The organism is Polaribacter sp. YIW18 (assembly GCF_057219325.1).
This window is the reverse complement of sequence record NZ_JBXVVE010000017.1, coordinates 1-14,959: the sequence shown is the minus strand read 5'-3', so window position 1 is coordinate 14,959 and position 14,959 is coordinate 1. Positions and strand designations below refer to the sequence as shown.

General features: G+C 38.3%; 1 protein-coding gene and 1 pseudogene. Both read right to left on the bottom strand.

Annotated elements, in window-relative coordinates; genetic code table 11:
- A partial coding sequence (locus AC2D6T_RS11800) for a YDG domain-containing protein (RefSeq protein WP_484681621.1) occupies positions 1-14,564 on the bottom strand: 14,564 nt, incomplete at its 3' end.
- A 285-nt stretch (positions 14,565-14,849) separates the two neighbouring features.
- Positions 14,850-14,959: pseudogene (locus AC2D6T_RS11795) on the bottom strand (IS982 family transposase); the annotation flags it as partial.

The window sequence follows — 14,959 nt, the reverse complement described above, 5'->3', positions numbered from 1 at the left end:
GTTTGGGCTTGACCTGTGTATACCAAATCTGCTATGGTTGCTGTTGTAATGTCTGTACTCGTAATCGACTTACTTGCAATGGTAAACGTTCCTGCAACATAGGTAATCGCATAGTTAGTAGCCGTTAAACCTGAAGCGGTAATTGCGTAGGTGTTTGCTGCCTCTCCTGTTGCTCTGCTTATCGATAGCGTTCCTGATAAGTCATCTTGGTCTTCATCATTTACAAAACCTGTATAACTAACTGTTAATGTTGGATCTGACTCTCCAAAGCCCTTACTCTTATCGTCTGCTGTGATAGTTAATACCTTGGCTGTAATATCTGCAGATAAAGTAGGTTGCGTAAGTGTATAGTTTCCTGCATCTGCTCCTAAAATTGTATAACCTGTGGTATTAATCGTGATGCCTGTACCTACATTCGAACTTGCAAATGTAAAGTCTGGAGTTCCTTCTAAACTTACATCATCATTTTCTTCTACTCCTAATAAACTCGCTGTGCCTGAAGCTGTGGATGAAGCTGTGTTATCATACACTTTGTCATCTCCTGAAAGACCGGTAATGGTTAGCTCTTTGGCTGTAATGTATGCGGATAAGGTAGGTTGTGTAAGTGTATAGTTACCCGAATCTGCTCCTGAAATTGTATAACCTGTGGTATTAATCGTGATGCCTGTACCTACATTCGAACTTGAAAAAGTAAAGACTGGAGTTCCACTTAAACTTACAATATCATTTTCTTCAACCCCTAATAAACTCGCGGTACCTGTAGCTGTGGCTGATGTCGTGTTATCATACACTTTGTCATCTCCTGTAAGACCAGTAATGGTTAGCTCTTTGGCTGTAATATCTGCGGATAAGGTAGGTTGCGTAAGCGTATAGTTTCCTGCATCTGCTCCTGAAATTGTATAACCTGTGGTATTAATCGTGATGCCTGTACCTACATTCGCACTTGAAAAAGTAAAGACTGGAGTTCCACTTAAACTTACAATATCATTTTCTTCAACCCCTAATAAACTCGCGGTACCTGTAGCTGTGGCTAATGTCGTGTTATCATACACTTTGTCATCTCCTGTAAGACCGGTAATGGTTAGCTCTTTGGCTGTAATGTCTGCGGATAAGGTAGGTTGTGTAAGTGTATAGTTACCCGAATCTGCTCCTGAAATTGTATAACCTGTGGTGTTAATGGTGATGCCTGTACCTACATTCGAACTTGCAAATGTAAAGACTGGAGTTCCTCCTAAACTTACATCATCATTTTCTTCAACTCCTAATAAACTCGCGGTGCCTGTAGCTGTGGCGGTTGTAGCACCGTCATATTCTTTGTCATCTCCTGTAAGACCGGTAATGGTTAGCTCTTTGGCTGTAATGTCTGCGGATAAGGTAGGTTGCGTAAGTGTATAGTTACCCGAATCTGCTCCTGAAATTGTATAACCTGTGGTATTAATCGTGATGCCTGTACCTACATTCGAACTTGTAAATGTAAAGACTGGAGTTCCTTCTAAACTTACAATATCGCCTGTAATTAGACCTGATAAACTCGCGGTGCCTGTAGCTGTGGCTGATGTCGTGTTATCATACACTTTGTCATCTCCTGTAAGACCGGTAATGGTTAGCTCTTTGGCTGTAATGTCTGCGGATAAGGTAGGTTGCGTAAGTGTATAGTTTCCTGCATCTGCTTCTGAAATTGTATAACCTGTGGTGTTAATGGTGATGCCTGTACCTACATTCGAACTTGAAAATGTAAAGACTGGAGTTCCTCCTAAACTTACAGTATCGCCTGTAATTAGACCTGATAAACTCGCGGTGCCTGTGGCTGTGGCGGTTGTAGCACCATCATATTCTTTGTCATCTCCTGTAAGACCGGTAATGGTTAGCTCTTTGGCTGTAATATCTGCGGATAAGTTAGGTTGCGTAAGTGTATAGTTACCTGCATCTGCTCCTGAAATTGTATAACCTGTGGTATTAATGGTGATGCCTGTGCCTACATTCGAACTTGCAAATGTAAAGACTGGAGTTCCTCCTAAACTTACAGTATCGCCTGTAATTATACCTGATAAACTCGCTGTGCCTGTAGCTGTGGCGGTTGTAGCACCGTCATATTCTTTGTCATCTCCTGTAAGACCAGTAATGGTTAGCTCTTTGGCTGTAATATCTGCGGTTAAGGTAGGTTGTGTAAGTGTATAGTTACCCGCATCTGCTCCTGAAATTGTATAACCTGTGGTATTAATGGTGATACCTGTACCTACATTCGAACTTGCAAATGTAAAGACTGGAGTTCCTCCTAAACTTACATCATCATTTTCTTCAACCCCTAATAAACTCGCGGTGCCTGTAGCTGTGGCTGATGTCGTGTTATCATACACTTTGTCATCTCCAGTAAGACCGGTAATGGTTAATGACTTAGTGGTAATATCAAAAGTAACCTGTTTTGTTCCACTATAATTACCTGTTCCTGTAAGGGTAACAGTAGCTGTTCCTACATTTATATTGTCTGAGTAACTTAGCGTGTAATCGGTATCTTGAGTTAGTACTGTTGTACCATCCTTAACCGCTAGCGTTGGGGTTTGGGCTTGACCTGTGTATACCAAGTCAGCTATGGTTGCTGTTGTAATGTCTGTACTTGTTAATGGAGTGGTTAGTTTTATTACCAGTTCATCTGTGGTACTATCTGTCTTGGTTGACCCATCTGAAGTCCTAGTAGCAGTTGCCGAAATAGCATAAGTCCCTTCTGTTAATGATGTGGTCACCACTACAGACCATGAAGATCCATTAATGGTTAGTCCATTACCTACCGTATAAGTTACGCCACCAATGGTGACAACCAATGTATCATCCCCTTCATTTGAACCGCCCCAAGTTCCTGTTACGGTTGGTGTTTGGGTATTTGAGGTTTGACTCACTACCGTTGGAATGAACAATGTATAACTGGTTACCTCATCTAGGTTAGACTCTATGAAGTTCCCCAGTTCACGCCAGGTCAAACTCATGTCTGCCGTCTTATCATTGATCCCACCAATATCTCCATTGGCAGTCTGAGAAGTTGAAGTAAAGGCTACAAGACCTGATACATCTCCGCCTGTTAATTCGGTTCCCCAGTAATCCGTAGTCCATGACTTAAAGCTCGATTCTGTGAAGGCAAATTCTAGCCAAGTATCATCTCCGTTATTTTGACCTCCTACAGGACCGTCGTCAATATCTACAACTGTTGTGGACTCTCCTACAGTTGCATAACTCAGAATACGGGCATCTCTTGCCCCTAGCTCACGCTCTATATTTGTGTCATTCCTGTCATTCTCCCATGCTGTCACAGACGGACCGCTTCCATCCTTACTAGGATCATGCGCATGATAGGCCACATAAGGCGTCTGTTCCTTTAAGTTCGCCTCGATCACAAAGTCTATCTTGTAATCATTATCAACGTCCATCCCATAATAAAAACTTATTTTCGGTGCATTCTTATTACCCAAACGCACTCGGAAATAATATACTTTATCTATTGTACCGTCTGAAAAACTATAAGTCCCCTGTTGCGCCTGCATCATCGCATCTGTCGCATTACCTACCAAATCCGTATCTGCTGTCGCCTGCTGATCGTCGTTTGGATCAAAATTTTCCCCAGCAAATAAATTACGCCATACACCCGTAGGCGATGGAACAGTTGTCTGGGTAACGCGTACCGCCAACTTATAGGTCTTCTTTGCTATACCATCACTTGCGGTTACCTCTATCTCATAGAGCTGATAAGCATTCAAGTTACTAGCTGTATAGGCCGTGCCACTAGTATGTGCCACATTATTTATCTTTAGCGTCGCTGAAGTATCGTCGGTAAATGGTGTGAAATTTACACTACTTGTTCCTGCGATCAATACTACACTATACTCCGTCGTATCCGAATTAAATACAGGACTTAGCGTTCCTGCTGATGTTGTTAAACTCGAAAGATTGGCATTATCGTTAGTACTTGCCACACGCATCAAAGCATACTTTCCAGTATTCCCTATAACAGGATCAAGTGTACTTAAATCTGTATTTGCATCTACTTGCGTGCGCGTATTGCTTTCTCCGCCAACGGCTGCTTGTACTCCTGTACTCTCTGTTTCTTTACCTGAGTATAATAAGGCTCTAGCGCCAGATTCAACAGTAATTAAACCGTTATTTGTGATTGTAATATTCCCATCACCTTCATTACCTGACGTGGCGTCTTTATCTGCATATAGTTGTATTGCATCACCTGTTGCTTGCGTAGAAACAATCGGCTCTGTCAATTCTAAATCACCTGATAATGTTGCAAGTTCAATTGCGCCAGAAGAATGAATACCTGTAGGATTTACTGTTCCAATGGTTAGATCATCTGCATCCGTATAACTCAAAGCACCAATAGGAGAACTACTTGATCCAGCAGCAAGGGTATTGATATCATTGCTTGTATGGTCTAATGTTACTGTCCCAGCTCCATTTAATGCTAGACCATTGGCAATGAGGTATCCAGACGCTCCATCTGTAAGTGAAGTTGAGCTCGTAATAGAGATTGTATTATTTGTTGCGGTAAGTGGGGAATTGACAGCCACTACTCCTCCGTAAATAGAAATCGGACCGGCAACCGTTTGATTGCTATTAACCGTAACATTAGAGGTGTTCGTATCTTTTCCGATAGTTAAGCCAGTCATGTCAGAGCTAAATGTAATATTAGATGTGGTGAAATTAGATGAGAAATCATCTCCATAAGGTTTAATAGTTGTAGAACCTGATGTATTGATATTCACACCGCTTCCACCAATAGTCAATTTATTGTCAGTAATTTCTATATCACTTGAAGAACTTGTGACATTTGTATTGGCCTTACGCCCCATTGTTATAGAGTAATTATAAATCTCAGTAATTCCATTACCACGACCCTCTAAGGTGATATTACCACTTGCCGCTAGAATATTGACAGTGTTTTGGGTGAAAAAATCATGAGATGCGTTTGAACCTGTTCCAGCATTACCTATTAAGGTTATATTACCTGTTCCACTTGATTCAATAGTTAAGGCGGCCTCTGTATCATTTGGGCCCATTAGAATAATTCCACGATCAGCACCACCACTACTCGAACCACCCAATGACTCACCCTTTATAGAAATGTGACCATTTCTAGTGCGAATAATAGAATTATTTGAACCCATTGTATAGGAAGGATAAAACCCTGCATTGTATTTTCCATTTTCTGCTTGACCATCAATTGTAATGTTACCATTAGAACCTGCATCTATAGAAATACCAGAATAAAACAAGATTCCATTTGATTCAGAGTAAGCAGATGTATCCCCATCAGTTGACTTCCCTTTTAATAAAATATCACCACCACCTGAAGTAAGAGAAATACCAGCATTAACAGAAGTTCCAAACTGAATACCTCCAATTTGACTATTGGTTGCTTTTAGTGCATATCCTGTTGGTACAAGAGTCCCACTATCTAGAGTTGCAGAAGTATTTCCACCTCCGAGTGTAATTGCACCACCACTGTTATCGTTGCTAAATCCGTCATTAGCTATACGATCTGATTGTGTTCTTGAATCTAGGCTTGTTGTATTATTGAGTGTAATGTAACCACCAGATAATAACTCACCATCACTGTTTGCCCATAAACTAATGTCACCGCCATTAGTTGAGATTGATTTACTAGCGGCAACAGTAATATTCCCTGAAGCTTTGAATAAAATATCTGCTTCTGAAAGCGTGCTTGAAAGGTTGGCGCTTACAGTAATATCTTCTCCGTAGATCGAAATAGGGCCTGAAGTACTTATATCCCGGCCCACAGTTATTGTTTTTGTGCTAGATGTTTTGCCAATTGTTAAAGAGGATGGAGAGTCACTAATATTGACTCTTGATAAATCAATATCACTATCAAAATTATTGTCCGGGGGCAGAATTGAAATATCTCCTGATGTTGCTATAGTGGTATAGTATGATTCAAATTGAATTTTATCTGACTCTATTGTAATATCGGAAGTACTGGTAAGAATATTAGTCCCATCTGCGCCAAAAACAATTGAACCATCTGAAGAGGGCCTAAGATAGGTACCGTTATAAGAACCAGCCAATCCATCTGGGGCTGTATCTGAAATATTTATATTTCCAGAGTTAGATAAAACTTTAAATGAATTTCCATCAATAGCAAAGCCTCTTGAATTGCCAGATAATTTACCCCCAACAAAATTTAAATCAATATCGCCCAAATCAGTCTGAATCCTAGATGCATAGGCTTGAAGTCCCCAGCTATTTCCTGTGTTGGAAGACAAAGAAGCATCTCCTGTAACATTAATAGATCCGGAACCAGATGTAATTATATTGGTATGATCTAATAAAACTGCTCTGTCAGAGCCTCCACTTGACCCTGAAGCAAAATAAGAGGACATATTAATATCACCCCCATTGGCATTGATATTAACCTTATCCGAACTGCTTCCTGAAAGTTTAATAAGATAATCGCTAGCACTAGTAGACTGACCTGCAGAAACTAAAAAAGAAATATCTCCACCATTGGTTTGAACTTCAGTACCTGAGTCTTGAGTTATTTTTTTACCACTTATAGAAACATCTGCCCCTAAAAGCGTGCTTGAGATATTGTCACTAATGGTAATGTCTCCTCCGTAAATAGAAATTGGTCCAGCAATCTCTGTGGCACTTCCAACTGTAATGTTACCTGTGTTTGAGCTATGTCCTATAGTAAGCCCTGAAACGTCACTTGAATAAGTCAAATTTGAGGTATCAAATGCACTTTCAAACGAGTTTCCGCTTGTTGGCTTTATTGTGAACGTACCTGAAGTATTAAAGGCAATACCAGAAGTTAAATCAAATTTATCTGCAGTTAAAGTTATATCAGTACTTGAAGTTGTAATATCACTTGATGATTTATAACCTATGGTTGAAGCAAAACTTGAACTATATATTGTTCCTCCAGCACTTCCACTCAGTAAATTAATATCTCCACTATTAGCTAAAATATTGGCACCAATAAACAGTGTGTTATAGGGTGTACCTGCACCTCCTCCGGAAGTTCCGGTTATATTTATATCTCCTGTTCCTGTACTTTGTACAAAAATTCCAGCACCACCACCAGCCAGTAATACTCCTCTACTTTGAGTTGAGCCACTTCCTGAAGTTCCTGTTAATGTTATATTTCCATTTACTGTTTTAATATACGAAGCTGTACCACCTGCGGTAGTTGCATAATTTCCAAGATTTATTCCGTCAGAGTATATAGCGCTTGAACCACTAACATCACCGACTAAAGTGATATTACCCGTCTTACCAGCATTTAAAGTAAAACCTTCAAAAGCAGAAATACCTGCTGAGTCTCCACCAGATGTAGAAGTATGTTGTCCTTTTAGAGAGATATCTCCACCACCTGAAATAAATGAAATACCACTATTTTTTCTACCCACTACAGTTGTTCCTAAAGATATTGCACCTCTAGGAGTAGAATTTAGGGTGTTATTTAGCGCATAACCCGTAGGAATACTTGTTCCATCACCTCCAGCTAAAATAATAGATCCACCATTTTCATCATCATTTGAGCCATTATTTGCTACTCTATCTACTTGGGTTCTTGTATCTATTGTAGCATTATCTTGGATGTAGATGTAGCCACCATTTGTAGTTTCATTATCACTATTAGACCATAGAATTACATCACCGCCATTTGTAGTTATGTCAACAGAACTTGCTTGAGTAATATTTGCTGAAGCTTTTAAGGTTAGGTTGTTTACATAAGTAGACGATACATTGGTATTAACTGATATCGAGCTCGCTTCGATAGTCAAATGATTTAAATTTAATTTTTCAAGTACCGAAGAAGCATTGATATTAACTGCCGAAGATGATGTTGGGCGAATTACACCATTGCTATAAGCCCATCCATTATCCTCGGTTACACCTCCGCTGGCTACGATTGTTAAGGTACCTAGATTGTTTTGGTCTACGATATCAAAAGTATCAGTGGTACTATTTCCATTAACAGTATAAGTTACGGCTACCTGACCAGCACTCACTCCTGTAAGTACCCCAGTTGATGAGATGTTAGCCAGAGAATTATTGTCTACAGACCATGTTCCACCAGAAACAAAATGACTTAATTGTCTGGTTTTTCCTAGATAAACATAACGCTCTCCAATTATTTTTGGAAAAAATCCATTGACCCAATTACTACTATTACCGGTTAGTGAGAAATTATTTAGTGTACCGTTATTAGAATTATTAGTTCGATCTACAAGAGTTGTTATACCGGTGTTAGTGTTGCTTGGAGACCCATGATTAAAATCGTAATAAGCAACTAAACCTGGCTCTGAGCCTGTAGCCTCAATATTCATAAGTGCATCAATCTCTGCCTTGGTACGCACATCGCTCCAAAAACGAACCTCGTCTATTTGTCCTGAGAAATAGTTGTTTATACGACCTAAAAAATAGGCGTTTGTTGAAATATTAACTTTATCTGGAGCTGCTGTAGTAATTGCCAATTCTCCATCTAGGTAAACGCGATAAATTTCGGCATCTTTAACAAAAGCAATATGAGTCCAAGCATCTTGAGTTATCAAAGCACGATCTGTAAGAAAATCAAAACGCTCAAGATCTCCATCTCTGTAGGAGTCTAAATGTATTTTCCCTTCTTTTAACCACAATGATGGGTTTCTAGTAAGAATGCTACTTCCTTCATAGCCTAAAAATCCATGGTATTCAGTATCATCGAAATTTGTCCCGTCTGGTTTAATCCAGAGTTCTATAGTAAATTCTGTGGCTCCATCTGAGATAGGGCTGCTCGAGAGCTCTACATAATCATTACTCCCATCTGTATAAAGAGCATTATTACCTGTACCTCTGTAAATTGCATTGGTGGTACCAGTTGTAAAAGTAGGAAGTGATGATGTTTCATCTAATCCGAAATAATTGATATCAGCTATAGCAGCTAAACCAGTACTTTGCGTTTCTGATCCAGAAAATAGTTTGATAATTCCATTTGTACCAGCTGTTAAAGTTGGCGTATTAAAAAGCTTAATATCTCCTCCAGTGGTAGTTCCTGGAGTAGAAGATTTTCCTGCATTTAAAATAATGGCATCAGTAGATGTAGATGTAGATGAGATGTTGTCGGTAAGATTAATATCTCCTGTAAGTGTTTCTATGGTAATATCTCCAGAAGAATGAATACCCGAAGGGTTGACTGTTCCAATAGTTAAATCATCTGCGTTTATATAAATTAAAGCGCCAATAGGAGAACCACTTGAACCACCTGCAATGGTAGCTATATGATTGTTCACATTATCTAATGTTACTGTACCTGCTCCATTTAAAGCAAGCCCATTGGCTGTCAAATATCCTACAGTGCCATCAGATATAGCGGTTGTTGAAGTTAATGATATTGTACTACTTGTAGCGGTAAGTGGTGCATTCACTGCAATAGTACTACCATAAACCGAAATAGGACCATTTGTCGTTATTGCATCATTAATTTCAATACCTGAGGTATTTGTTGTTTTACCAATAGTCAAACCTGTTTCATTTCCAGAAAGGCTTAAATTTGATAATTGCGAAGATAATTCAGAAATAAAACTATTCTCTAGAGATTTTAATGTTACTTCTCCTGTAGTACTAATACTAGATGAAGCATCAAAGTTAATATCATCCCCTATAAAAATAACATTACTAGAACTATCCGTGATACCAGAACCATTACCAAAGGTTCCATTAATATTTATATGAGAACTGGAATTAGCAGAGTCTCCCGTAAATGTTATATCACCACTTTTCACATAAGTATTTATATTTCCTAAAACTCCATACCAATTTGAACTTGATGTTTTACCTGTAAAAGCAACTCCCCCTTCACCATATGAAAATATATTTGCATTACCTTGAAAACCAGCTTGAGAATCAGTTGTCTGATTTCCTTGAACTTCTCCATAAACTGAAATTGCTGTAGCTTCATCACTAGATGATTTTAGAGTAATGGCACTTCCTCCAAAAGCATTAAATTCAATACCGTGCGAAGTGTTTAGGCTAACACCACTTATGGCTATAGTACCGGATCCTGAATCAATGATTTGTGTAGAGTTATCACCGCCTCCAAATGTCATAATACCCATGGAATTATCTGACATACCATTAATTTTTATATCTCCTCCACCAGAATAAATAGAAAGACTATTTTCAGCATTTTCATAAGTATTAGTCCCTATATTTACACCACTTGTATCTAAATTATAATTAGCCCAAGTGCCTGCATTATTAGCTGCATATGCGAAACCATCAGGGATTCCATCATTAGCTGTTCCATTGTTTGACCCGTCATCAGATCCACCAGCTATTGTAATGTTACCTCCACCTGAATCTTGGCTTGTTAGACCATTTGCTGTATTTATATTAATATTCTGTTCTAAACCAATATATCCATCATTATTAGCATCTGAGTCTGCCCAAAGAGTTATATTTCCATTGTTAGATTGTAAAGTAATATCAGCTGCGGAAATAATATTACCTTTAGCTTTCAAAATAATATCTTCATTTATTGACGATGAAATTATATTCTCATTTATATTTATATCTCCACCAAAAATATTTATAGGCCCGGATATTGATATATCTTTACCTATAATAACATCTTCTGAATTAGTAGGATCTCCAATAGTTAAACTTGAAATATTACTTCCAAACAAGTATTTGGTAAAATCTATAGATTCTACAAAAGATGCTTCTGAACCATCATTTGGTCTAGCTAAAATAGATAAGCTGCCTGAAGTCGTTACATTAACCTTGATACTTGAATAAACATTTTGTTTATCAGCTTTTAGTTCTATGTTACCTGAAGTACTTGTAATAAAGTAATCTTCTTCATTACCACCAAAAGACACACGACCTTCATTTAGTGCTTCAATCGTTATATTACCATCTGTTGTAATTATACTACTATCGGTACTTGATCTGGCGGTAGTATTAGTAAGATAGACATCATAATCATAATTAGAACTTTTAGATTCACCCGTAATATTTATATTACCACTTGCCGAAATGCTTCCTGCCAGAAAGACTCCTCTAGCAGAAGTGTCAGAACTAGATTCTGAAATACCTGTAATACTAATGTTACCAGCAGATTGAATACTTGAATTATCTCCCAGTTCTACACCTATTAAACTGCTAATATTACCTTCACTACTTCGGCCTAATAGCGTTATATCTCCAGCTGTAATTGTTTTTATTGTAGATTCATTATCTATTCTAATACCATCTGCTCCAAGATCTAAAATACTTCCTGTATCACCATCAATTAAAATATTTCCATTTGTGGAAGTAATATTTGCATCAATTTCAATATTTCCTCCATAAATAGAAATAGGACCTGCAATAGTCTGATCACTACTAATGGTAATATTAGAGGTATTGGTCTCTTTTCCGATGTTTAAACCCGTAATATTTGAAACTGTTGAATTAGCTATTGGCCAAGAAAAAGCGCCTGAAAAACTATTGCTCGAAGGCTCTACTGTAAGTGTACCAGAAGTAAGTATATTTGACGCTCCTATGAAATTAAGCACGTCTGCTATTAAGGTTATATTTGATGTACTATTTGTAATGCTACTTTCTGTTTTTGCACCTAGATGACTGCCTGCATCAGGTACATATATTCCTTTTGTACCACCATCTAGTTTAATAGATCCTCCACTAGATAATATATCTGGATTTTGAAGAAAAATGCCATAACCTGAACCAGCACCTGATCCTGTGATTGAAATATTACCCCCACCAGTTGCTAATATTTCTTTAGGATTATTATAATTAAATACAACTCCATGACTAGTGTTTGAAGTTCCAGAAATAGTTATTGCAGCACCACTAGCTTTATTAGATATGAACGATAAAAATTTAGGCCCATCTTCTACGTTATTAACGGCGGTTGATCTTACAAAATTAACACCATAAAAGTTATCACCTTTACCTATTATATGAATAGATCCATTACCTGAGTTTGCTACCCAACTACCTGTATGCCAAATACCAACTTCATTTCTGTTGTCATTGGTTGAGTTATGATTACTAAATCCTCTAATAACGATGTCACCACCTCCTGAATACATTTGTGTTTCATTTGCCTCTGTAGTTCCAAGTTTTATTCCGTTTCCAAAGGAACTTGATGCAAAACCATCAGGAATACCATCAGATGCTGTGCCTCCATTGGAGCCATCATCTAAACCACCGGCCAAAACAATTTTTCCTCCAGTATTTAGATTGCTAGCAGTGGATCCATTTACCGTATTAATTTCAACGTTATTAGATAAGACAATACTACCTTCATTATTAGTATCACTATCAGACCATAAAATAACATTACCAAGGTTTGTTTCTATTGACTTATTGTCTAGAAGCACAATATCTCCACTAGCTTTTGTAAGAATATCTGCGCCTGAAAGGGTGCTTGTTAGGTTGGCGCTTAGAGCAATATCTCTACCGTAAATAGAAATGGGACCGGCAACTGTCTGATCACTACCAATGGTTATATTAGAGGTATTGGTCTCTTTTCCTATAATTAAACCCGTAATATTTGAAACCGTTGAATTGGTTAATGGCCACGAAAGAGGACCTGAAAAACTATTGCCTTGAGATAAAACTGAAAGTTGCCCACTGGCATTAATATTAAGCCCATTATTGGTAGTCACAGAAAAGGCATCTCCAACTAGTTTGATGTTACTAGTAGAAGACGAAATAGTTCCTCCTTGACCAATAGTAAGTTTAGAATCTCCTAAAGCATTTCCTTGATTACCCGTTTGAACAACTGAAATTCCCATTGAGCCCCCATCTACTTTAATTTCACCTGAGGCAGCATATAAATTAAGCTTACTTCCATTGTAATAGTTTCCAACTTCTATTCCATAATGTGGGCTTGCTCCTGTTCCAGTTAGATCAATTGAGCCAGAACCCGATGATTCTATAGTAACAATTCCATCAACCCCTATGCCGTTACCAGCATTTGAACTACCCTTTAATTTTACAGCTACCCCTGTGGAGGTTGAATTAAAGCTGGTGTTTGCAGGAATTACAATATCGTGTAACCCAAATGAAATACCTTGGGTTTCGAAAGAAGAAGATGATTTTCCATCCCATTCAATTGTTCCATTACCCGAATTAATCGTATTGCCACCATAGGTAGTAATTCCGGATGCATAATTTGTGCCTCCGTCACCTTTGACTAAAATATTACCTCCATTAGTTTGAATAGTTGCATTCTCAAAGTATACACCAGCGTTTGCATCACCGCCACCATCTGAGGGTGTAAAAGAGGTACCTGAAACTGCATACCCCTGCCCTACACTTAAACCATTCCATGTGCCCCCATCGGCACCGCCACCTAACCAAACAGAACCGCCGGTTACACTTAACGACCCCGTTGTAATGGATGAAGCTTTTCTTAAGGATATACTTCCGTTAGCTGCCTGATTATCGCTATTGGCCCAAAGGATCACATCGCCACCGGATGTAGTTATCGACTCATCGGCAGTCAGGCTAATATCCCCAGAAGCCTTCACTAAAATATCGCCGTTTGTACCATCCGACGTGGTATTTAGGCTATTATTTATGATTATATCCCCACCATAAACCGATATTGGACCGGCGATGTTTATATTTGAGGATAGAGTTACAGAAGAAGAATTAGAAAAATTTACACCAGCCATTCCCGTATATTCCCCAATCGTAAAACCAGTCAAACTATTAAAAGCATTAATGTTTAACGCATCAAAGGTGCCACTTACGTCAATATTTGGGGACGCATTATTATGACTCCAAGTTACAGCGCTTGGATAAGCGCCTCCATCAGGGACTAAATATAAATGCCCTGTGGATGAAATACTGGTAGCTATTCCGTTTATAACATCCGCTGCTAAAATGATATCTCCTGTACCTGTATTGACTGAGGATGAAGCGTGGAAAGCAATGCCATCAGTACCAGTACCTGTACCAGGGGCAGCCCACATGAATACATCACCACCGCTGGTATTTAAGGTTACTGCATTAAAATCTATAGCGTTTTGATTGGTAAAACCAATGGCGTTTACAGATGGTCCATCACCAACAGTTAAACCATTCCAAGTGGTGCTTCCTTGGCTAGTAGCGCTACCACCCATCCAAAAATGTCCGCCATTGGTATTGATAGTAGGTGAGCTTCCAACTGTAGCACCAGCACGATTATGATCATTATAATCAGACCACAATACAATATTCAAAGCCCCTGAGGTGGATTGGATACTTGCGTTAATCAACGCCCTACCATATCCCTCAGCATTGGTTCCACCAGCTCTTATTGTCAACGTTGCATCTCCACCAGCTGTTTTATCTATAGCATTAGCCACGTTGATAATTGAACCCTCCAGCTGCACACTTGTACCGGCATTTAAATAACCCTCAATTACAGAGGTATTTACATAGGCGGTTCCGGTTGAAGAAATAATAACAGGATTGCTTCCCGAGGTCGACCAATTCGTACCCGAGGTTCCGCTTTCGCCACTCGATCTGATGGTTAAGTTTTGACCAAACGATACAAATGGAAGCAAAAACACCCCTAGGAATAGGGTCTTTTTTTGAAAGTGTCTTGTAACCATATTTAACTGTGTTACGAGAATTTTAATTTTTGAAAATGAATTATTAAAAAGGCTTCTCATAGTTTTGATTATATTGCAGGATATTGTTGTATGCATGGCTATCAATGGTATGATTTACTTGTAATTATTTGTTTTTTAAAATGTTTAAAATCTACTTTTTAAAAAAAATATTTAAAAAGATAAAGTTCTTAATCTATTAACAAAAATACAATAAATTATGGTAACCCGTTGTGCATTTTAAATAATGCTAATTTTAATATTATTAATATTCCTATCGAATATAAATTTATTGATGTACTGAACCGTTGTTAACGCTGTAATTTTTGATAATATTCTAGTTTTAAACC